The 23722-nt window shown below is 43.8% G+C and carries 18 protein-coding genes, 1 rRNA gene and 1 pseudogene; 2 read left to right on the forward strand and 18 right to left on the reverse strand.

Translation table 11 applies throughout. From position 1 onward, the window contains the following. The 10 genes and pseudogenes from T515_RS17375 to T515_RS09055 all read right to left on the reverse strand — a co-directional run. Positions 1-94: ribosomal RNA gene (locus tag T515_RS17375) — 16S ribosomal RNA — on the reverse strand; the annotation flags it as partial. 608 nt (positions 95-702) lie between these two features. Beyond that, positions 703-873, reverse strand: coding sequence for a hypothetical protein (locus tag T515_RS17380; RefSeq protein ID WP_155988341.1), 171 nt, complete (start codon positions 871-873; stop codon positions 703-705). 289 nt (positions 874-1162) lie between these two features. Next, positions 1163-1873: a response regulator transcription factor gene (locus T515_RS09020; protein ID WP_036610067.1), complete on the reverse strand. Its 711-nt coding sequence runs from the start codon at positions 1871-1873 to the stop codon at positions 1163-1165. Positions 1874-2015: 142 nt separating this feature from the next. Next, positions 2016-3998, reverse strand: a complete 1983-nt coding sequence (locus T515_RS09025; protein WP_051671594.1) for a DUF4118 domain-containing protein — start codon at positions 3996-3998, stop codon at positions 2016-2018. Positions 3999-4102: 104 nt separating this feature from the next. Further along, positions 4103-4750: a potassium channel family protein gene (locus tag T515_RS09030; protein WP_036610072.1), complete on the reverse strand. Its 648-nt coding sequence runs from the start codon at positions 4748-4750 to the stop codon at positions 4103-4105. Between the two features lie 107 nt (positions 4751-4857). Further along, positions 4858-5831, reverse strand: a pseudogene (locus T515_RS09035) (potassium transporter TrkG). A gap of 224 nt (positions 5832-6055) precedes the next feature. Next, a complete protein-coding gene (locus T515_RS09040; RefSeq protein WP_036610075.1) occupies positions 6056-8215 on the reverse strand; it encodes an ATP-dependent helicase in 2160 nt (719 codons plus the stop codon). A gap of 383 nt (positions 8216-8598) precedes the next feature. After that, positions 8599-10638, reverse strand: coding sequence for a HelD family protein (locus T515_RS09045; protein WP_036610079.1), 2040 nt, complete (start codon positions 10636-10638; stop codon positions 8599-8601). Between the two features lie 86 nt (positions 10639-10724). After that, on the reverse strand, positions 10725-11765 hold the full coding sequence (locus tag T515_RS09050) for a GTP-binding protein (RefSeq protein ID WP_036610081.1): 1041 nt from the start codon (positions 11763-11765) through the stop codon (positions 10725-10727). A gap of 25 nt (positions 11766-11790) precedes the next feature. Beyond that, positions 11791-12591, reverse strand: coding sequence for a sigma-70 family RNA polymerase sigma factor (locus tag T515_RS09055; protein ID WP_036610084.1), 801 nt, complete (start codon positions 12589-12591; stop codon positions 11791-11793). Positions 12592-12739: 148 nt separating this feature from the next. Between T515_RS09055 and T515_RS09060 the strand changes: the two genes are divergently transcribed. After that, on the forward strand, positions 12740-13558 hold the full coding sequence (locus tag T515_RS09060) for a Cof-type HAD-IIB family hydrolase (RefSeq protein ID WP_036610087.1): 819 nt from the start codon (positions 12740-12742) through the stop codon (positions 13556-13558). Between the two features lie 131 nt (positions 13559-13689). Here T515_RS09060 and T515_RS09065 read toward each other — a convergent pair whose 3' ends face one another. The 8 genes from T515_RS09065 to T515_RS09100 all read right to left on the reverse strand — a co-directional run bounded on the left by T515_RS09065 (position 13690) and on the right by T515_RS09100 (position 22387). Next, the gene (locus tag T515_RS09065; protein WP_036610089.1) at positions 13690-15150 is read right to left on the reverse strand and encodes an SseB family protein; all 1461 of its coding nucleotides are present in this window, start codon (positions 15148-15150) and stop codon (positions 13690-13692) included. After that, a complete protein-coding gene (locus tag T515_RS09070) occupies positions 15090-15404 on the reverse strand; it encodes a hypothetical protein (protein WP_036610091.1) in 315 nt (104 codons plus the stop codon). The genes T515_RS09065 and T515_RS09070 overlap by 61 nt, the downstream gene beginning before the upstream one ends. A gap of 142 nt (positions 15405-15546) precedes the next feature. Next, positions 15547-16392: an HAD-IIB family hydrolase gene (locus tag T515_RS09075; protein WP_036610093.1), complete on the reverse strand. Its 846-nt coding sequence runs from the start codon at positions 16390-16392 to the stop codon at positions 15547-15549. A 74-nt stretch (positions 16393-16466) separates the two neighbouring features. Further along, positions 16467-18128, reverse strand: coding sequence for a diguanylate cyclase (locus tag T515_RS09080; protein ID WP_036610095.1), 1662 nt, complete (start codon positions 18126-18128; stop codon positions 16467-16469). A 243-nt stretch (positions 18129-18371) separates the two neighbouring features. Next, positions 18372-19658: a TRAP transporter large permease gene (locus tag T515_RS09085; protein WP_036610097.1), complete on the reverse strand. Its 1287-nt coding sequence runs from the start codon at positions 19656-19658 to the stop codon at positions 18372-18374. A gap of 3 nt (positions 19659-19661) precedes the next feature. Then, a complete protein-coding gene (locus T515_RS09090; protein ID WP_036610099.1) occupies positions 19662-20144 on the reverse strand; it encodes a TRAP transporter small permease in 483 nt (160 codons plus the stop codon). A 187-nt stretch (positions 20145-20331) separates the two neighbouring features. Further along, positions 20332-21456 carry a C4-dicarboxylate TRAP transporter substrate-binding protein gene (locus tag T515_RS09095; protein WP_242839359.1) on the reverse strand — a complete coding sequence of 375 codons (1125 nt, stop codon included), beginning with the start codon at positions 21454-21456 and terminating at the stop codon, positions 20332-20334. 193 nt (positions 21457-21649) lie between these two features. Further along, entirely contained in the window at positions 21650-22387 is a 738-nt protein-coding gene (locus T515_RS09100) for a glycerophosphodiester phosphodiesterase (RefSeq protein ID WP_036610101.1), read from the reverse strand. A gap of 552 nt (positions 22388-22939) precedes the next feature. On the opposite strand from T515_RS09100, the gene T515_RS09105 reads away from it, so the two are divergent. Continuing rightward, positions 22940-23584: a hypothetical protein gene (locus tag T515_RS09105; protein ID WP_036610104.1), complete on the forward strand. Its 645-nt coding sequence runs from the start codon at positions 22940-22942 to the stop codon at positions 23582-23584. Positions 23585-23722: the final 138 nt, after the last annotated feature.

Consider the following 23722-nt stretch of genomic DNA (forward strand, 5'->3'; position numbering starts at 1 on the left):
AGAATCACTAGGTTTCATCTCTCGCTCGTTCGACTTGCATGTGTTAGGCACGCCGCCAGCGTTCATCCTGAGCCAGGATCGAACTCTCATCTTAAATGTTAAGAGATTTCTCTCTTTAAGTTCTTCCCGTTCAAAACTTAAGCTTGGCTTTTGTTCTGTCCGTTATTCTTTACTGCGAATAAATTCGCTTACGATTTGCATCGTTTCTGAAAATCTAATTCTTAGAATCTTCAGGGTCTGTGTATTAATCGATCTTTGATTTTCAAGGTTCGTTATCACTCATTTTCAAGAACTGGTGTTCCGGTTCTCTCGAGCGCTTAGTTATATTAGCAACTCGATTTGTAGATGTCAAACACTTTTTGAAAAAAATTTGATCTTTGAAAAATGAGTAAAAAATGACGGAATTCTGAGGTCAGAATAACGAAAAATGGTCACGGAACTATATCGACGTTAGAGGGTCTGATACATAAATGTATAACAAAAACACATCCGTGGTATTTCGACTACGGATGTGTTTTGAAAGGTAGTTTGATTATTGGTAAAAAAGAAAGATAGTTACTATCTTAAAATAAGAATTGAGTGTTAAAATTCGATATCATTCTTCTCTACATCATCGATAGCGTCTTCCGCTGTATTAACACTGGACTCTGCTGTATCTATGCTTTCTTTAAAGTCATCTTCTGCTTTTGATACGTCAGAAGCTCAGGTTTCGTGACTGTCTGTTGTATCAGTTGTCTCGGTGGAAGCCTTTGCATCAGATGATTCATCGGCTTTTGTTCCGGCTAAAGCTGTCATTGGCTGAAGAGCCATGCTCGCGGAAATACCGATTGCCAATGCCTTTACGATCTGCTTCTCGAGTTTGTTCTTTCTCATTCTACTACCCTCTTTTTAAAAATAATCAAACACTGTAAATTGTTTTTACCCAATGCGTAATATCCTACAGTACGTGATATTAAACATGGAATCAAAACTTAAATTTGATTTGCGAATTTACAATTAATAATTAAGTAAATAAGCTGATTTTTAATAAAATCATAAAAAAAGTACCCACAGTGTGAAGCCGTTGGTACTTTTAGAGATAAATAATTAAATTGTATGTAAGGGTCAAAGGACGGTAGTTATGAGTATTCAGCATCATTCGAAGGCTCTAAACAGGAAATAATCAGTCCACTTTCAGCATCCTGTAGCCGATGCCTATGTGAGTCTGAATATAGTGAGGAGAATCCGGTGTGGCTTCAAGTTTTTTTCTAAGTGTTACCATAAAAACTCTTAATGAGGCTATGTCATTATCCCAGCTCTTTCCCCAGATATTTTCTGTTATGTAGGTATGAGTCAGCACCTTTCCGGTGTTTTTGGCCAAAAGACAGAGAAGCTTGTATTCCATAGGGGTGAGCTTCATTTCTTCTCCGTCAAGATAGGCGCATCCCGCCGAATACTCTATCTTCAGTTTACCGTTAGTATAGACAGAACTGTCGGAAGAGCTGTCGCTCTTCATCAGCGCAAGACGTCTTACCGTAACTCTGAGTCTGGCCAGCAGCTCTTCCACTGAGAAGGGCTTCGTGAGATAGTCATCTGCCCCTGCGTCCAATGCCTCTATCTTGTCTGCATCATCACTTCTGGCGCTAATGACTATAATGGGCATGTTGGACCAGCTTCTTATCTGTTTTATGACTTCTATTCCATCCATATCGGGAAGCCCCAGGTCCAGAAAAACAACCTCAGGATTGTGAGATGAGGCCATCATAACTGCCTCGTTTCCGTTATTGGCTTTTAAATATCTGTAATCATGGGTTTTTAATGTGGTTATGATGAGATTCTGTATGGGGATATCATCTTCTACCACCAAAACAACAGGACTATTGGAATTATTCATTTGAACCTCTTCTATTTATTATTTCGCCTGAGACTTAGGCATTAAACAGGTTAAGACTACTATTCGCCGGTATATTTAACCGCAAATACTCCACAGCTGTCTGCATTATCCAGGATGCAAAGCTGAAATCGCTATAGTTTCATCATATATCAATCTTTGCGGCGCCTATGTCCATGGGCAATTCTATCTCAAAGCAGCAGCCGGTGGGAACATTGTCCTTAAGGCTTATCTTTCCGCTGTGTGCTTCAACTATGGATTTGCAAAGTGCAAGTCCCAGCCCCAGACCTCTTCGTCCGTCGGCTACCTTGGATTGTCCGGTGTAGAACATCTCAAATATATGAGGTTTTATGGAATCCGGGATGCCCGGTCCGTTGTCTATGACACTCACCACCGCTGTGCTGCCCCTCTGTTCGCTTCGTATCATAATCTCTGAACCTGTCTGAGTATTCTTTATGGCATTGTTTATAAGATTGATCAGCACCTGCATGATCAGTCTTGAGTCAATGTTTACGAGAAATATGTCATCGCTGTTCTGAAGGCTTACGTGATGCTGACAAATATTTCTGTCCACATGCTTAAGGGCTTCCTCGATAACATCGTTTATTACATCCATGGACATATGAAGTTCCATCTGGCCATTTTCGATTCGGGAAATGGACAGAAGATTCTCCACCAGATCCACCAGCCACTCGGAATCGTCGTAGATATCTGAGAATATTTGCTTCAGCGTTTCTGTATCCAGCTGCTCAAAATGATTTAGGAGATTGCTCGCATTTCCGGATATGGAAGTAAGGGGAGTACGGATATCATGGGAAATGGAACGTAGGAGGTTTGATCTCAGCTGTTCATTACGCACCATGATGGAGGCCTTTTCCTTTTCTTCCGCATTTCGGAGACTTTCAAGTGCCAAAGCACATTCTCCAAGTATAGACATAAAAACGCTGTTTTCAAAGGTCTCCAGAGGAATTCCGTTCAGACGGATGGCGATGACACCGTAGCAGTAGTCATTGAGACAGATAGCATGGTATTGGGATTCCGCGGTACTGTATTTTTCCAGTTTCAGACCCGCTGCCTGACGGTTTTTGAATACCCATTTGGCTATCTCATATTCGTTTTCGTCTGACAGCTCTTCTTCATCCGGATAATTTGATGAGTTGAAAGCTGCTGCCCTGCCAAGATCACCCTTCATATCTCTCGGATAAACCATAACATCTTTATCAAGAAGGGTGATGATCTGGTAGGCGGTTATCCTTATTACTTCCTCTGAACCATCTGCCTTCTGGAGAAGCTGGTTGGTATCAAAAAGAACCTTCGCCCTGAAAGCTTCCCGTGCGGACTGCTGAGCGTTTTTCTTCAGTTTGTTGGCCAGAGAACCGGTTATAAGTGAGGACGTAAGCATGATGATGAAGGTGACTACGTACTCTGTCTCATAGGTATGGAAGCTGAATCTGGGCTCTATAAAGAACCAGTTAAAGAGAAGTACGCTGGCAAGAGAACCCAGGACACTGTAAAAAGGGCTTACGGTGATGACCGAAATCACCAGAACGCCAAGTATAAAGACGGTTATGATGTTGGATTCGGAAAATCCGAACAATGTAAAAATCAGTCCTAACCCTGTAGATGCCATTAATAAAAGTAGTGTAAGTATGGCATCCTTCAGTGTAGGACGGATTTGATCGGTTATATGGCTTTTTTCTTTCTGCTGTTTAAGGTCTGCAACAGAGTCAGGGATGATGTACACGTCAACGTCGGGAGCATTGAGAATGATCTGCTCTGTCAGGGACATCTTTCCCCAAAGGTGCCGCCTCCTGGCACCGCTTCTTCCCACAACGATTTTTGTGGTGTTGGAGATGTGGGCGTATTCTGCGATCTGAAGAGACACATCATCTCCGATTATGGTGGTGACGGAAGCACCCTTCTCTTCTGCATATTTTATGTTATTCTGCAGTCTTACCTTATCTTTTTCCGGAAGGCTGTCATAGTTTGCCGATTTGATATAGAGAGCGGTAAGTGTTGCATGGAATGCTTCCGCCATTTTGGAAGCAGCCTTTATTACTTTTATGTTTGAGGGGGATGGTGATATACAAACCAGTATATGCTCGTCCTTTTCCATATTTTTGTCCATTAATTCCTCCATGGGTCAGGCTTGAGCCGGATTTATCAGAGCCCTTATCTGACCCGCCAAATAAGTTTAAAACTTTTTTCTCCATGGGAGTGGCGTCTTTTCTGTCACATATGGAAACATTTCTGTATGGATTTCTGTTCTCCAAGTACCAGCATGGTTTTCCCGCTGTCCAGGACCATTTCCGGGGTGACTGTCAGATTCATTTTACCGTTTTCCTTTACCGCCATGATATTTATTCCGTATTTTTTTCTGATGTCAATGTTTCCGATGCTCTTTCCTTCCCATTCTTTTGGGACAGGCACCTCAAATATAGCATAGTTTTCATCTAGTTTGATGTAATCAAGAATGTGATCTGAAGCATAGCGTATGGCTGCCCACTCTGCTATCTGTTTTTCCGGGCTAATGACTTCATCGGCGCCGTTTCTAAGGAGGAATTTTGCCTGAACCTCCCGGTCAGCTCTTGATACCACCAGCTTTCCGCCCAGTTCCTTGAGAAGTGAAGTGGTCTCCAGGGAACTCTGGAAATCTCCACCTATGGTAACTATACAAACGTCATAGTTGTTTATGCCGAGGGAACGAAGAAAGGTCTCGTTGGTGCTGTCTCCTATCTGGGCATCTGTAACTATGGGGAGCACGCTGTTTATGCGTTCTTCATCTTTATCTACGGCCATGACTTCATGACCAAGGGAATGGAACTCTCTTGCAAGGAGTGAACCGAAGCGGTTTACTCCTATAAGTAATATTGATTTCATTGTAAAAATCCTCCCGGCGGGGATATATTTATTCATTCCGGTATATCTGAATGTAAATTATCTTGTAGTTTTAGTTTTGTGATTCAGTGTATTTATAATATGGGTGTCTAACCTACATTTATCTTCTCTATGGGGCATCTCGCCACTTCCATTCCGGTGCTGTTCACAGCGGCGAAAAGAAGTGTAAGTCCTCCAACACGTCCGAAGAACATGAGAAGTATTAGTATCATATGAGAAAATGTACTGAGACTTGGGGTAAGTCCCAATGAAAGACCTACGGTTCCTATGGCTGAAGCTGTTTCAGCGGTAGCATGGAAAAATCGTAGAAGAAAAATATGGCTGTAGGAACGGTAATAAGCATGAAGGTGGTAGTCAGTATGACTTTGCTCTGCATCCTGTAGCGCTTGAAATTAAGTTTATGAACAGCCATATCATCCCAGGTGAGGAAACCTATACCGCCCAAAACGATCAGAAGTGATATGGGAAGTATGATGGTGACATCATCACTTAGTGCTGTTAAGGATGAAAATGCTCCCGACTTGTTGCCCATGAGGTCAAAGCCCGCATTACAGAAGGCCGACACTGAATGGAAAATCGCCATCCAAATGCCCTTTATTCCGAATTTAGAGCAGAATGAAGGCAGCATCATGACAGCTCCTATGGCTTCTGTAAAAAAAGATACCTTAAATATGAAGGCGGTCATCTTAACTATGCCGCCTATATGGTGGGCGGAAATGCTGTCCTGCAGCATACTCCTTTGAAGTAAAGATATCTTTTTTCCGGAAACTGTTGCTATAAATGCAGTTACGGAAATTATGCCGAGTCCCCCTATCTGTATAAGAAGCATGATAATAAGCTGTCCGAATGCTGACCAGTAGCTTGAGGTATCACGAATTACGAGGCCTGTTACGCAGACAGCTGAAGTTGAGGTAAAAAGAGCCTCTTCCGGTGATGTCCATTGCCCAAGGGCTGATGATAGGGGCAGCATAAGAAGCAAGGCACCTATTATTATCACACTAAGAAAACCTATTATTATGATCTGGAAAGAAGTTAGTTTTTTCTCCAGTAACTCTATATTCATCATGATCCTCCGTTATCTTACTGTACTCATATGATACAGAGGATCTGACAAAGATGGTGTTAAGGATATGATGACTGATATTAAGATTGTATTAATGGCTTCCCATGCCTTTTGGCAAGGCATGAGGAGATATGAAAGAAAAAAGGATGTGCCATGGGAATCCTGAGGCACATCCTTTTCCTGTAGAGCGCCCCGCGGCGCACGTTACTAACGGGTTGTATTTATCAGTTTTCTGCGGGAGTCATCTTCACCCTGAAGGAAATCTGCCGCTCTGTCGGCATGTCATCAAACTTTATGGTGTAGGCATTTTTGTCCATATCCACTTCTTTGATGGTGCCGGTTCCGAAGGCTTTATGCTTTATCCTGTCTCCGATGGAGAAAAGATCAGAATGTGTTGTTGCACGGAAATGTGAATCTATAAGTGCTATGTAGCTTCTGGTCTCAGACAAGAGAGAAGCTTTTGGTGCCTCTGTGTAACTGAGAAGCCCGGGATCTATGTCCAGGATGAATCTTGAAGGGTATCTGGGTGATCCGTCAAAGTTTCTGCCGGCAGCTTCTGAAATATAGAGGCCCTTTTCCGCGCGGCTCATGGCAACAAAAGCAAGGCGGCGCTCCTCTTCCATGCCTTCCAGAGTGTTGGTCTTCTTCGACGGAAATATTCCCTCTGACATGCTGCAAAGGAATACGTAAGGAAATTCCAGTCCCTTTGCGGTATGGACTGTCATGAGACGGACTCTGTCAGTGGTATCCCGGATATCCATGTTTGAGAACATGGAAACACTTTTGAGATAGCTCTCAAGATCTGTCTCTTCTCCGGCTCCGGTTTCGAATTCGAAAACAGACTGCTTTAATTCTGCAAGATTGTCCAAACGCTCCTGGGATCCTTCGGTACGGAGCATGTTTTCATAACCGGATTCATTCAGAATGGAGATCAGTACCTCGGAAATGTTCTTTTCTTCATAGGAAGCTGCATATTTCTCAATGAGAGCTATGAACTTCTGAGCCTGGGTTCCTTTGAAAAGATCATTATCAACATTCTTAACCAGCGCTTCATAGAGAGTTCCCCCATGCTCCGCTGTGTAGTCTTCAAGAAATTTCATGCGGCGGACACCCAGGTTCCGCTTGGGAACATTGGCGATGCGTCGGAAAGAAAGGTCGTCTTTGAAGACCACCATTCTGAGATAACAAAGAGCATCCTTTATCTCCATGCGCCCGAAGAACTGAACACCGGAATAAATGGTGTAGGGAATCTTTGATTTCAGGAACACCTCTTCTATGGTTCTTGTTACATAATGGGCACGGTAAAGACAGGTTATATCCTTATACTCCACTCCCATCTGGTGCAGGGTCTCAATGTTTTTCACTATCCATGTGGCTTCCTGAACAGCATCATCTGCGAGATGACAGACAACGGGAACACCCTCAGGGAGAACAGGCTTCAGATCCTTGGACATTCGCTGTTTATTCTTACTGATAAGGGAATTGCAGACCTTCAGTATCTCCGGAGTGGAACGATAGTTATCAAGCATCATGATGGTCTTGGTTCCAGGGAAGTGCTTATCGAAATCCAAAAGATATTTAACATTGGCACCTCGCCATGTGTAGATGGTCTGGTCCGGATCTCCCACTATAAAAAGATTCTTGTGATAAGCGCACAGAACCTCCATGAGACGGTACTGCAGAGGGTCAATATCCTGGAATTCATCGATTTCAATGTACTCAAGCCGCTTTTGCCACTTAAGGGCTATTTCGGGATGCTCCTGAAAAATATAGAGACTGAGTATGATGAGGTCGTTGTAATCCACCGCAAAGGTCTTTCTTTCCTGGTAGAGATAACCGTAGAAAAGGATGTCATTGACCTCAGTGGCCTCCATATATTTCTTATGAAGCTGATCTATGGGAAGATTTATCATGTCAAGGAAATAGGAAGGTTCGGATATGCACTTTCGCATCTCGAACATGTCCCTTGCGTTTCCAAAGGTTTTGTCCCGAAGAGTCAGCCCCCTTTCTTCATATATGATCTTCAGCATCTCATCTATGTCGCCGTTGTCCAGTACCATAAAGCTTTTCGGATAGCTGATGGCATGGCTGTCCTCCTGCAGGATGTTGACACAGAAGCCATGGAAGGTGTTGATATAGCCGGTATCGTTGTCACCTGTCAGCTTGTGGATACGCTGGCGCATCTCATTGGCAGCCTTGTTTGTGAAGGTTACGCACAGGATATTCCCGGGAAGAACTCCGAGTTCATTTACGAGATATGCAAATCTGTGGGTCAGAGCCCGGGTCTTTCCTGAGCCGGCCCCTGCGATCACACGGACAAAGCCTTCTGTTGATGTGACTGCATCAGTTTGTGCTTCATTTAATCCTGCAAGAATATCTTCCATAGAACTACATCTTTCTATCAAACTACATGTAAAGTATTGTTAATGTAAATATACTAGCACGTTTGTTCTGTAAAATCAACAGAACCATTGCTGTGGATTTTGATTATTCAGGGTCAGTTTAGCAGCATTATCCTGAAATAAACGAAAAAAGCCACTGAGCTTTTGATAACTCAGTGGCTTTGATTTATAGGATTTAAGGTATATGCCCCAGGAGATTTATTTACGGAAAAACGTAACGGTTTTCGTGGCAGAGGGGCACAGCCGGTGATTCCCTGTCCCATGTAGACAGAACAAATTCATCACATATCCATGCGGTCAAAAGAGAGGCACAAGTGGTGCCGGGCTTTTGGTGTTGCCTTTAAACTCAGAATTCCCTGCTGTTATCAAAGAGTCACAAGGGGTGAAAGCTTGCCGTCAGCCAATACTATGATCTTCTCTGTGGCTCTTGATATAGCAGTGTACAGTCTGTGTCTGAAAAGCGGTCTGTCTGGGTATTCGCCGGCTGTTACATCAGGAAGGATGACAGTGTCAAATTCCAGGCCCTTTGCAAGTTTCAGTTCCATCATTACCACTCCGCTCTTGGGAAGAGCTTCATAGGAACGAATCACGTGAGGTGTATCGTCTCCCAGAGTTCTGGTTATCAGATTAATGCCGGAACGGTCCTCACAGATGATGGCGGTGAGACCCTCTGCACGGGTATTCTCCGCAATAACAGATCTGAGCTTTTCTGCATATTCCTCATGAGTTTCACAGGCTATGACAGTAGGCTCTATCCCCTCTCTCTGAACAGAATTTGTCTGTATGCGGATCTCCTTCGGAAGGAGACTTGTGAACAGCTTTGTGATCTCAGGGGAAGAACGGTAGCTGGTCATGAGGGAAAGATTTGTAACTTCCTTTCCCTGGGATGTGAACCAGTTTTCGATGTCCTTGAATGTGGCGGTTCCGCTGTGGATGGACTGGAACTCGTCTCCCAGCATCATGAAGTGAGCATTTTTAAAATACTTGGTCATGATCATGAGCTGTGCCTCTGTGTAGTCCTGAACCTCATCAACTATCACATAACGTGTGTTATGATCACTGAAACCCGTGAGGGACATCTTCAGATAGGTATACTCTGCCGGAGTAAGATCCTCCTTGCCCAGTATGTGCTTGCCTATGGCGCTGATATCCAGCCAGTCAAGGCTTCTTATCTTCTCTGCTACGCCTCCGAACTGGTTTTCATCAGGATCCTGATCATCAAAGCTGATATCATCGGCTCCAAGTTCCCTGTTCTTACGCTCCATCTTTCTTGCGTTTTTACGGGCCAGCTCCTGCAGTTCCTCAACGGCTGTCTGGATTATCCAGGAAGTTGAGGAAGAATTACCGTGCCTTCTGAGAACCCCGGCAATCTGCTTTTTATCGAGAACTCTCACGCGCTTAAGATTAATATTGTGAAGATAACGCTCATCCAGCTTGAAGCCCCTGAGGCCCTCATCTATCTGATGAAGAGAGTCTGCTTCTGTGATGTCAGCCTCTCCGAGACTGTCGACTCCGAGAGAATCAAGGAAGTCTGACCAGGTCATGGTGGTAGGATTGGCCTCTCCCATCTCAGGCAGTACATGATCAATGTACTGCTGGAAAACAGGATTTAATGTTATGAGGCATACCTGATTAGGACGGAGATTTTTACGTCTTCTGTAGAAAAGATAGGCTATACGCTGAAGAAGAACAGAGGTTTTTCCGCTTCCTGCGATTCCCTGTACCAAAAGAACAGGAACATCCGGATGCCTGATAATGGCATTCTGTTCCTTCTGAATGGTCTCGGTGATTGACTGCATCTTATCTGTACGTTTTCTCGTAAGGGAATGTATGAGAAGCGGGTCTTCCAGTGCGATCTTTGTATCAAAATAAGCTTTCAGCACATTCTGTTCGATGTCAAACTGACGGCGCAGCTTCAGATCCACAGGAATCTTTCTTCCGTCAACCTCATAGGAAGTCTCACCCATCTGCTGGTTATAGTACACTTCGGCTATGGGGCTTCGCCAGTCAATGACAACGGGCTCATGATCCTCATTTGAAACGGAGGTGGTTCCGATATAATAGGACTCTTCCTCAGTCTCCTCAGGGAACTGCACATTGATACGGGCAAAGTATGGTCTCGGCAAAAGTCTGTTGACTTTGGACAGAGCTGTGCTTACTGTACGGCTGCTGATGTTTAGCTCCTCTACTGCACGGCTCATGGTTTCAAACTCGATGAGGGTTTCCTGGGATTCCTCGATACCTACAAAGTCATACTGAAGATCGTCGCTGACAGTATTCTTCTCTTCCTGGGCCTGATTCTGGAGGTCAATGAGTTCTGCCTCCATCTGTGCCTTCATGTTTGTGAGCTTGTCATAAAGCTGGTTCAAATGTTTCTGTTCTTCTGTAAAAATATTATCCTGCATTATAAAATCTTTCCATAAAATGTGTAAATGTAAACGGACAGGTATCCCGGGTTTGACTGAGAAAATGAGTCCGAAAAACGATACCACTATACTGTAACGGCTCCGGGGAAATATCCCGATATTATATTCTTATCGAGCTTTTCTCCTATTATTATAAGAACCTCCTGAGTCGGTTTATCCAAGGGCTTTATCTCAATGTTTTGTCCGGTGGCATTTATTTCTGTAAATCTGTCTTCTGAAAGAGCCATAAAGCCCTTTATCCTGATAATGTTTCCGGCGCCGGTATCCTTAAAAAGTCTTGTGATTCGATCCCTTAAATCATTTACATCTGTTCTGAAACCAATGTAAAACAGGGTGCCGAAATCACTGCTGCTGAAAACAGGAAGCTTCACATGGCTCGCGTGCCGGTATCCTGCCTTCGTTACAGACTCAAAATCCTGATCTGTGAGGGTTTCCCAGTCCTTTGCAATTATGTCCCTTTCCATGGAAAATCTTCGCTTGCAGCTATACTTATCCATGTATTTGTTCAGTTGGTTGATTATCCTGTCTGCAATCTCAGACGGAGTTTCACAATTCACCGGAGATCTATCGGTATTTCCTGCCTGTTGGGAAGAATCACTTTGCAGCCGCCCTTTAAAAGGATATAAGGGATCACACAGCTTGCTGACTACTATCTTTCCGGCGCTTGCGCACTCGGACATGAAAAGGTACTCTGACTCTTCTGAAAGAGTTTCTGACATGCTGCCGTCCACTATAGAGATGACAGAACCTGTCTCATACCACCTGTCCAGAGGACTCTCGCAAAGAGTGTCAAAGAACTCGTCCATGTCGTATATGCCGCTTGGCTCTATGATGACTCTGGTATATCCCAGCATCCCCATACTGATAAGCTTGGTTCTGAATCTTCTCTGATGAGCCTCATGCCCGTCTCCCCCCACAACCATCTCAAGCTCGCAGCTGGGACCCAAAAGATCGTTCAGCAGAACCATGTCAATGTTTATGGCGCCGTAGTCGTTCTCGAGGATGCAGATCCTCTCTCCCTGCTCTATAAGGTATTTTGCGTATTTTTTAATAAAGCTTGTTTTTCCGGAACCCAAAAATCCGGTAATCAGATCAATTTTGATCAAAGTTCTGAATGTCCTCCTATTCAAGTCAGTTCAGTTCCTGACGGAGCTTCTTTAGAGCCCTCTGCTCACGCTGGCGTATCGCCTCGATGGAGACCCCGTATAGTCCGGCTATCTCCTTAAGTGTGTGCTGTTTGCCATCATAAAGTCCGTAACGAAGCACCAGAGTATCACGCTCATCATCCGAAAGTGTGCTGAGGGAGCGATACAGTTCCTGATGAAGCTCCTGCTCTATGACAGTATCCTCAACATTGTCCGGAGAAATCTCCAGATCCATCAGTTCTGATGAATCCTCCTCATCCTTTCCTATCTTCCGGTTGAGAGAAGTTGTTCCCAGTACGATGTTGCTTAGACTAAGGCACCGCTGGACCTCTTCTTCAGAGAAACCGGTATCCTGCATGATGGCGTGAATCATAGCAGTTCCTTCAAGGTGTTCAAGGTCATATTTTCTCACAACAGACTGAACCTTAAAGATTCTTTCAAGCTGGTGGTTTGAAAGTCTGATACCGAAGCCTGCGTTGTATATCTCTTTTACTATACTGTCCCGGATCCAGTAGACCGCATAAGTGGAGAATTTGGTACCAAAAGATGGGTCATAGTTTTTTGCGGCACGGATCAGACCTATCTTTCCTACACTTTCCAGATCCTCTCCGCTCAAAGTGTGGTTTGACAGGTTCACATAGTTTCGGACTATCTGCATAATGAGACCTTTGTTTTTGTTGCAGAGTTCTGCCTCGGCCTGAGAAGTGCCTGCGCTGTTTTGGATAGCTTCCACCAGTGCCCTGTTCTCTTTTTCCAGCTCTTCATAGTTGATGGATGTCTTGTCCAAAATAAGCCTCCAAAAGTTAAAAAAACTTTGTTTTGTCCGAAGTAATCTATCTATTATATATTTTTCCTATTTCTTAATCAACTGTGCTATGATGGTGCAGTGTAAAATATGGATGGAATTATACATATTTAATAAGGCGGGGAAAAGCATGAAATATAAGATGATAGCTCTGGATCTGGATGGGACACTCACAAATTCCCAAAAGACAGTTTCAGAGAGAAATAAAGAAGCATTGAAAAAGGCTGCAGAGATGGGGGTACATATAGTTCTTGCCTCAGGAAGACCCCTGGTGGGGATCAGGCCTGTGGCGGATATGGTAGGTCTCAAAGAAATCGGAGGATATATGCTTGCCTATAACGGTGCACATATTGTAGATGGTGTTACCGGTGAGACCATCATGGAGACTATGATCCCTGAAGGATACTATCGGGATATAGTCAAATATGGTTCCATGTATGAAGATGTAACCATAGTAAGCTATAACCATGAGGGGGCGGTCACCCTTGATGATACCAATGCTTATGCTCTTCTTGAAGCAAAGATCAATAAGGTTCCTCTCCGTAAAGTGGATGATCTTTGCGAAGCTTTGGATGGACCTGTCTGCAAGTTCCTTTGTGTAGGTGAACACAGTCATCTCCGTGAAATAGAAAGGCTGCTGAAAGAAAAGTATGGAGATAAGCTCAGTATCTTCTTTTCTGAGACCTACTTCCTTGAGATAGTTCCCCCCGGAATAGAAAAGGCGGCCTCTCTCAGAAAGCTGATGGAAAAGTTTGGAATTGACCGTACGGAACTTATCGCCTGCGGTGATGGTATGAATGACATAACCATGATAGATTACGCAGGACTTGGTGTGGCTATGGAGAACGCACAGGATGCTCTCAGGTCAAGAGCAGATTATATTACAGACACCAATGATAACGACGGTGTCGCGGAAGTGATAGAAAAGTTTATTCTTGAAAAGCAGTGATAAGAAAAAGGCGATTCCGGATTTGTCCGGAACCGCCTTTTATAATACATGGTTTTGTTATGATGGGGTGTCATAAGCAGCTCTGTGCATCAATTACCCCTTATAAACACAGCGTACACATATGTATCGGATTATTTATTTCTTCTTGAATTAAGGCTGATAACGTTTGAATCTGCCCCGTCATTAGCTTCTGCAGCAGGAGCCTGAGGTGCAGTCTTAGCGGCTTCGTTAGCCTGAGGAGCCTCGCGGCGCTCGATAACCATGCCCTGTCCCTTAGGATTTATGATGATACCGTTATAGTTGCCGATAAATCTGTTCACACCCTTGAAGTCAGCACGAATAGGCTTGAAAGGTGTGTTTCCGAAACTCTTTGAATACTCAAAGATATCTGTGAAAACAGGAAGCATATTTTTGTTGTTAATGCTTATAACCGGTAACTGAATGCGATGATTCTGCTTCTGAGCGTTTTCTGCAGCAGAATCTGCATCTTCTGTAGCCTGATTTGCGGCCTCTGTGTTTGAAGGAACATCAGATGGCTTTGCGGAATCTTCTTCCGCCTCATAAGGATTCTCGGTTTCACCGGCTTCAAGTGTACGAAGAGGAACGATAAATGTAGACTTCGGAACAAGCTGCATGATGCGGTTGAACTTGCCCTGAAGGATCTCCTGACGCTTGCCGTAGTTTACAGGCCACTTTATCTCTGCTACATAGTCGATAAGAGCAAAGCTTAAAGCAGGATTGTATGGAGGAATCTTTTCGGGATCCTCATTGATATAGAAAGGTGCGGAAATCTCGCTGCGGCGAAGGAAGCCCTTGTACCAGCCATTATCGACGATGACATTCTCCAGACCGAGGAAATACATGAAATCAAAGATCTTGAGCTGGATCTTTCCGTCAGGTCTTTCTGTGTTGACAGACATTCCTGGAACTTCGATGACACGTGTCATACGAAGCTGCTCGCCGTAAAGCTTTGCTGCGATGTTGGCATGTTCCTCATCAAGATACATCTGGGCATAACCGCCGTCCAGAAGAGGATAGCCTGTTCTGGCATCATAGATAACGTAAAGCTTCTCTGCGGAACGAACGAGATTCAGGAACTGGTTACGGATCTTCTGATGATTCTGCTCGTAGTTGTCGAGAGCCTTCATTCTGTTTGCTGTTACCATGGCAACCTCAAGGAAAAGAATCTCCTGAAGGCTCAAGTCCTTCAGCATCTCAGGCTTGATTTCCGGCTCAAATATGATCTTTCCGATCTCTGCCTTACGCTCTTCCGTAAGTGGATCCTCGATATTTGTTGAAGGAAGGACAGGCTTCTCATTTGTTTCTGCCGGGGTTGTCTCGGGAATCTGAGACTGAGCCTCTTCCTCAGTGTTTTCTTTACCTGCAGAACCGTTTACAACTGTGAGATGAGGTTTCTCTTCAGGCTTACGAACAAAAAGATTTATAGGCATAAGTCCCGGCCATTTAAGGTCCTTATGCTCATCTTCCTGACGCTTTACGGCCTGATCGTGCTGTTCCTGCTTCTGCTCCTCTATTTTCTGCTCAGCTTCAGCTTTTTTTCTGTTTCCACCAAAAAAGTCAAATAATGCCATTTTCTATGCTCCTGTAGATTTATTTTGCGGATGCCATTGCGTATTTCGTAAGGCGCAAGCTCTTCATCCAGCATTTGTACTGTGTGTAAAAGATTTACATACTTTCGAAGGTTGCCTTTATTTATCCACCAGTCATGCTGCTTCTTTTTCCCCTCATATTTCCCTAAACGGATGTACTCAAGCTGCAGCTTTCCGGCACTAAGGCGAAGTGTTTCCAACTCCTGCTTCTTTTTTTCGTAAAATTCTTTGGTCATTTTAACCCCACATAAGTGAATATTATAACAAAAAAGCCGAAAGCTTGCATTAGTTTTAATGTCAGGCTTTCGGAAAAATATATTACGACGTGAGTGTCAAAAGGGATATATGACCGCTTCGGACTTTGCAATCCTGCTTATATCATATTAAACCAAGTTCATTCATGGCATAGGCTATTCCGTCATCTTCAACCCGCTTTGTAATAAAAGGGTCAAATGCTTCAAGCTCAGGTGCGTGTTTTCCCATGGCTATGTTGTTTCCGCAGGCCTTGAACATCTCGATGTCGTTGGTGCTGTCTCCGAAACCATAGGCGTCATCCCTGGTAAGTCCGAGGTACCCGAGCATGCGGTCTACGGCATTGCCCTTGCCGTGTCCTTTGGGAACATTTTCATAGAACCCATTTCCGCGGTCGATGATATGGAACATACCTGAGAATTCTCTGAAAAAGCCCTCTGCATCAGACGGGTTATGGCTTGCAAAGGCCTCCCCCTTTCCGTTTCCCATGCCGTCATCGGAATGGACGCAGAACTTGGAGATCTCAAAGTCGCTGTCGTAGTCTGAGGTATCAAGGCCGCCTTCCGAACGGGTAAAAGCATCCATGTAACTGTAATAGTCCCTAAACAGCGGATGGGCTTCAAGGAGAGCATCCGTAGGGTTACAGTGCCATCCGTTCCTTCCTTCAAGGTACAGAAGCATACCGTATTTGTCGGAAGCCAGCTTGATCTGTTCCTTCATCTCCTTTGACAGTTTATAGTAGTAGACCGGAGACCCCTTATATATCAGCTCAGTTCCGCAGCCGCAGAGATATCCGTCAACGGCAGCCATGCCCTGAACTTTTTTAAGCATCCCGCTGGTTCTTCCGGAATTGATAAAGACCTTGTTGCCGAGCTCTCTTGTTCTTTTTATGGCGGAAAGCGCACTTTCCGGTATTATATGTGTTTTTTCGTCAAGTAAAGTTCCGTCTACGTCAAAAAATAGTGCTTTCATATAGTGTTTCCCATGATGTGATTTAAAAGAATATGAATCATGACCGGTTTACGATCATGATTCACTAGCTAAGATTAATCAGTTATCTCCACTATCTGTATGCGGCCTTTTCGTTCCTTCTTTGCTTCATACAGAGCATTATCTGCATTCTGGAAAAATGCCCACTCCCTGTCATTATCCGAAGGAGTCTTGATATAAAGACCCTGAGAGATGGTGACAGGCACTTTGAAATCGATGCCTGTATTTTTGATATATTCCTCCAAAAGGTCCCTGACTGTTTCGGTGTAGGCGATCATCTCCTTTGGATGCATACCGTAATACAGAATGAAAAATTCATCTCCGCCGAATCTGGAAACTATGATCTCGGAATCCTCCAGAAGCTGTAAATGTTTATGACCGGAGTCTGAGGCTGCAGTTTGAGCCTCGAATTTTTCAGCCTTGTGTTCCTGATGAATGAGTATCAGCTTTTTCAGGACCTTTCCGATGGTCTTGAGAACGATGTCTCCGACCTGATGGCCGTAAGTGTCGTTTATCTCCTTGAAGTGGTCAAAGTCAAGCATTTCTACACCGAGAGGTCTTAAGTTGTATGAAGCCTCAAAGCACTTTGACAGCTTCTCTTCCATGACCCGTCTGTTTGGAATCTCGGTAAGAGTATCCATGCGGACTTCTATCTCCAGATGTTGCTTTTCCTTACTGATTTTTGCTATTTCTTCCTTAGAGGTAAAATATGACAGCAGCATCTTGCCATCGGCTACTTCTGCAAAATCCTGAAACTTCCAGTATCGTTTCAGCTCAGGCAGCAGCTTTTCGGTGTCGCCGGTCTCTTCATAATAGTTTATCCTCTTTCGGCAGATGTCCTGAAGGTGCCAGTAATAGTTCGTATTTTTCAGAATACCTTCAAACATTTCCGCTACCTTAAGCATATTGTCATAATGCCTTATTTCGTACAAACGATTCAGAAAGTCGTTTATTATCAGAAGGAACTCTCCCGCACGATCGGCGATCTCCAGGCAGTTGTCGATGGCCTGTTTCTCCACAAGGGCCGCGTCGGGAGCATTGGTCCAGTATTTATAAAAGAACTTCGGAACATAGTTGTAAGGAGAGTTCTTGAAGGTGGGCTTCATCTTTAAGGTTTTTTCAAAGGACTCCTGATAGTACTTTACCTTATCGTACTGCTTAAGAGCAGTGAGGGTCATAATGAAAGTTGCATAATGTATGGGAAGTGAATCTGTCTGGTTTATGAATTCCGGATATTTCTTTACTATCTGGTCTGCTTTCAAAGAATATCTCAGGGATTCTGCATACAGTTTTTTAAAGTACAGGCACTGTGCGAAATGCATGTAACTCTTGTAAATCGAAAGCGGAAGGTTCTGCTGCTCCGCTATCTCAAGTTCTCTTGAGTATGCTTCAAGGGCATTGGCAAGATTTCCCTGATTCATATATGAAACACCCAGCATGGAGATAACATGGCAGGCGGTGTCATAATCTTTGTAGTTAAGCAGGAAATGACTTGCTGTATTGAAATACCTGGTGCAGTTATCTGTATCCGACAGGATAAAGTATGCATAACCAAGGGAGTAGTAAAGTTCGCCGAGAACGTCATATTCGTTTGCGGCATTTGCTTCTCTCATAATCTCAGAAATAAGAGTTATACACTTTTGCGGGTCAGAACGGGATATTTTTTTGATCTTTAGATATTTCTTTCTGAAGGTTTCCGAGTATTTTCCCAGGGTCATGGTTCACCTCAAGTAAAGCAGGTTTAATAAAACAGGTTTTGAACGTCTCCATAAGGAAAAGCGTTAAAATTCAACCTAATATACTTTACTATATTTTGGCCTGTGTCACAATCCGTGACATAAAAAATCCGCGGAATGACATATAGATCATTTCGCGGATTTTATGAAGGAAAAGAATCAGCTTATTATGAAAGCGATGCAGGATCAGCACTACTACTGTTCCTGATCCTGTTTCGGAATTCACTAGAATAAAAGGTTCGGTATGAACAGTGTCAGATTCGGGAAATATGTGACTATAAAGAGAGCGACCAAAAGGGCCACAATAAATGCCACGTCTTCTTTTACAAATTCCGGAATGCTGCACTTGGTGATACTGCACACCGTGAACATCATGGAGCCGAAAGGCGGTGTCAGACCACCGATCATGATATTTACGATGATGATGAGACCGAAATGAACCAGATCGACACCCATGGTTGAAACTACAGGGATAAGGAGCGGCGCAAGAATGATCATTGCAGCTCCGCCTTCCATGAACATACCTACGATAAGAAGTATGCAGTTGATGATGAAAAGCATGAGGTACTTGTTGGAAGTGATGCTGAGGAGCGCTTTGGAGATAAGTCCCGGTATTCCTTCCCATGTCATGTACTGGCCGAAAACATTGGCAGCTACTATGATGAGAACTACACCGGCAGTACCTTCCACAGTCTCTTTAAGGATAGGTGCGATATGCTCGGGCTTCAGCTCCTTATAGATAAATGCTCCGACGATTATACAGTAGAGCACCGCTACTGCTCCGCACTCTGAAGGTGTGAAGATACCGATACGCATGCCGCCGATGATTCCGAAGGGGAAGAATATAGCCCAGATGGAATCAAGTGCCTGATGTCCGATTTCTTTTGCTGTTGCAGGCTTTTCTCTTGTTGGTTTATACCCTCTTTTTTTGGAAATGATGTGTACAGTCACCATAAGGCATATAGCCATGAAGATGCCGGGAATGTAACCGGCCATGAACATCTTTCCGACGGAGACATTGGCGATAAGGGCATAAATGATAAGGTTGATTCCCGGGGGGATGACAGGTGTTACTGCAGAGGATGCGGCAGTGATTGCAGCGGCAAAGCCTCTGTCGTAACCGCGGCGTTCCATCTCGGGAACAAGCATCTTCGCTTCCATGGCTGCGTCTGCGTTGGCAGAACCGGATACGCCGCCCATAAGCATACTGAGGAGGACATTGACCTGGGCAAGAGCTCCCGGCATGTGACCTGTCAGTACATCTGCAAAGGACATGAGCTTTTTACTGATGCCTGCGTAGTTCATGATGGAACCGGCCATTACGAAAAACGGGATGGCCAGAAGCGAAAAGGACTGTGAGCTTGTTATGAATTTCTGAAGGATCAGATGTGAAGGTGATCCTGTGTTGGCGAATGCAAAGTAGGCAAGTGTTGCGCCAAAAAGTGCATAGGCGATGGGAATACCTGTGAAGTATAAGATCAACACGATAAAAAGCGGGGTTAATCCTGACATCTCTTATGCCTCCTTTTCTGTTTTTTTAGGGAAAGCCATGATCATCTTTACGAGATGCACTACTGTATAAACAGTCGTAAGTCCGAATCCGGCGATAAGTGATGAGCTTACCCAGGCTGAGGAAATTCCGAGTACCGACGTTGCGATTTTGTGGGTCTTGTCAACGTAAACACAGGCAAGATAAAGAATGTATGCATTTACGGCGAAAAGCACCAGTTGAACCAGTATCTTCACGATCTTCTGTAAAGTCTCAGGAAGCATGTTTACCAACATGTCTATGCCAAGCTGTGTACCATTCCGATATGCTCCGGCACTTCCGATGAATATCGCCCACACAAAGCAGTTGGTGGCGACTTCTTCGCTCCAATATATACCCTTGTTCAGAAAATATCGGAAAAATACATTTGTGAGGACCAAAACCGTCGTGATGACAATCAGGAGGGCTGCAACGGCTTCCTCCGGATTCTGTCGTATGAATTTTTTCATATGCGCTCCGAACCTGTTTTTGTCAGCCCTTTTGGATTTCGCTTCGCGAGAGACTGACTTGATAATTAAATATTCAGGAAAGGAGGAAAGCTTAACTTCCTCCCTTCCTGAAGAATGATTCTATATTCTGTTTGTAATCCGGATATCAGCATGCATCAGTGTTTTGCATTTAACAGGCTGAATCTGATTACTGTGGCATGTTCTTGATGTACTCCTGGAACTTGTCATAAAGACCTGGTGTAACGCCCTTGTTCTCTTCCATATCCTTGTAAAGAGGAGCGATCTTTTCCTGGAATGCAGCAGAATCAACTTCGTTGAACTTGATTCCCTGATCCTTCTCAAGAGCTTCCATCTGAGCCTTCTCGTTCTCTGTGATCTCCTTGACCATCTCTACTGCACCCTTGTCGAACTCCTCCTGAAGGATGGTGCGGTACTTCTCAGGGATGCTGTTGTATACGTCAACATTGATATATGCGCCGCAAACACCGAGAAGGTGCTTTGTAAGAGCCATGTTCTTTGCAACTTCTGCGGAGCCGTTTGAACCGTAAGCGTCGATGGTTCCCTCGAGTCCGTCAACTACGCCCTGCTGAACTGCAGAGATGGTATCTGCAAATCCCATAGGTGTTGCTGTAGCGCCCATGGCATTTAAAGTATTTACATAAAGCTCTGACTTAGGTGTACGGATCTTCATTCCTACCAGGTCCTCAGGCTTTTCGATAACCTTGTTTGTCATCATGGAACGGAAACCGAAGATATAGCCGAGATTAAGAATCTTGATGCCCTGCTCCTCGAGCTTTGCTTCCATATCCTGTACTTCGGGAGTTGTAAGAAGGTACTGGTACTGCTCATAGCTTGTAACAAGCATAGGTCCTGCAAGAACGTTGAAGTCTTTTACATAGTCTGCAAGGTAGCTTGGATCCTCGACAGAAATAAAGTTAGCGCCCTGTGCAACCTGTGCTACGCCGTCCTGATATACAGGGAGCTGTGACTGTGGGAAACACTGAATGTCGATGGCACCGTTTGTCTTCTCTCTTACATTGTCAGCTATCTTCTGCATGTTCTTTGTAAGAGCCTCGTTAGGTGCGAATACGTGGCTTAATTTTAATTCAAGGTGATAGTCGTCGGGTGCTGCTTCAGCCTCTTTCTTTTCATCAGCCTTTGATTCTGCCGGCGCAGCAGCTTCTGTCTTGGCTGCCTCTGTTTTGGCTGCCTCTGTTGTTCCGCCTGCATTTGATCCGCCGCATCCTGCGATGGTTGCTGCTGTCATAGCTGCTGCCATGATAACTGCAAGTGCCTTGTTCATTTTTCTCATAAATGACCTCCTGGTTATAAATAGATGTGGGGCTAATGTTTCCGTCCCCCCATGGTGATACACCGGTTCCCTCATGAATACCGGGCATCTTTATACATAGACCCGTTACCTTTCTTTCGGGTCCTGGAAACTACTCTATACATCCGGAAAAACCTTCACGGTTCAGTTTCTCAGGGTTTTATGATGCGGTATATTATCCGCACATTTCTTTTCTTATTGCTGAAATCCTGTCAGGGAAGTTTCCGATGATGGTATCTACACCAACTCTTATCATCTCCCTGATATCTTCTTCCTTATTTACCGTCCAGGTGTTGATCTCCACACCTTCCTTTTTGATTTCATCAACTATTTCTTTTGTATTGTTGTAAAAAATAGGATGATAGCACTCTACTCCGGCTGCCTTCACATACTTTCCGGGGTTAAGTATCCATGATTCTGTAAGGAATCCGCACTTGATCCCGGGACAAATAGCCTTTGTCCGCATAACACTGTAGTGGTTAAAGGAAGAAATGATTATGCGATCCACCATATCGAATTCACGAACCAGATCCATGACCACCTTCTCGATACCTTCGTATACAAAGATACCGGTCTTAAGCTCTATGTTGGTTATGAGCTTTGTGGGTTCCAAAAGCTCCAGATACTCACGAAGCGTCATAATCTGCTGCGGTTCAACCTGCCCTGCAAATCTGAATGACAGGTCTGCCTTTTTCAATTCATCAAGGGTGTAATCTTTTACATAACCCTTCATATTTACGCAGGTTCTATCCAGAAGCTCGTCATGAATGATGACCGGTTTTCCGTCCTTTGTAAGATGGACGTCCATTTCGATACCGTCACAGCCGGGTGTTTCGATAGCTTTTTGGAAAGCAAGCTTTGTATTCTCCGGGAAGTTACCGGAAAAACCACGATGTCCAAAGTTTTTGACCATTTTTTCCTCCGTTCCGGCAGTATGAACTCAGTCATTTCACAAGGGTGAGCGCTGTGATACCTGCCTTGAACTGCTATTAAAATGATATATAGCGTATAAAAGATGGATTTCTTCTATAAAATTAAGTGATTTAAGCTGGAAAATAAGCAAATAAAGCAAAAAAATACGCCCGACTAAAAATCATCTGACAGAGCAAATGATTTTACAGCTGAACGTCGTCTCATCTCTCCAACACAACCGCATATCTCGTTACATTCCTATGATACATCTTTAGTGACATTTTCTCAAGAAATAATTGTGATAATTGCATAACAAATAGTGGGATTGTTAAAAAATATACATTATATTGCACAAAAACCGCACTGTATTAAAATTCAGGCAGCAGCTGCAAAAATCCATGCATTATTAAAAGATGAAACATGCATGTGATGCCGGAAACGGTGGAGTTTCACCGGAAATACAGAAATGCGGAACAGATTATTGTTTCCGGAAAATTGCCGAAATATATATTATGGCAGATTCGGTTTGAAGGTTTTAGGAAAGGAGCAAAACATGACGCATAAGTTAAAGAAAAAAATAACGGGTATTTTAGCTGTTGCAGTTCTCATATGCGGATTGCCGTTTACAGCATTTGCAAAAACAAACAGTAAAAGCTTTTCCAAGGGTGAAATCAAGGACAACAAGTATGTGAATGAATATTTCGGATACAGTATCGGTGCCCCCAAAGGATACAGCTTCTATGATGACAAAGATCTGGCGGAGTTCAATGAAGTGACTGAAGCTTTTATTAAAGATGCGGATGCCGTTAAAAAGAGTATAGATGCCGGAGAGGCTGTTATCTTAGCCTATGCCGAAGGAAGTGACGGATACAGCAATGTGAATGTAGGTGTGTCTCAGGGCGGCGCTGAAATCGAAAAGCTTGATGATAAAAAAGAGGTGTATGAAGAATATGTTGATGCAATAAAGGAAACTCTTGAATCTATGGGATTCACGGTTGAAAAAACCGGTGTTAAGGATGAAAAGATCGATGGAGAAAAGACATACTCCCTGTGGTCAAAGTCTTCCATCAAAGGTATAGATCTGTATCAGAAGCAGACCATGTTCTTCACCGATGACTATATCATGACCGTAACAGCCACCACCATAGGTGAAGATAAAACTGATGACATATTTAAGGAAATAAAGAAGCTGTCATAATTAAGATATGGCCTGACCTGCTAAAGGGCTTGATGATTAGTATATCCTCATTCGGAAAAATCAAAATTAATTATAAAGCACATTTTCTGAGGTAAAAAAAGGCTGTGGTCAGTGACCACAGCCTTTAAATTGCGAGAA

The sequence above is a fragment of the Oribacterium sp. P6A1 genome, from assembly GCF_000702885.1.
Classification (GTDB): Bacteria; Bacillota; Clostridia; order Lachnospirales; family Lachnospiraceae; genus Oribacterium.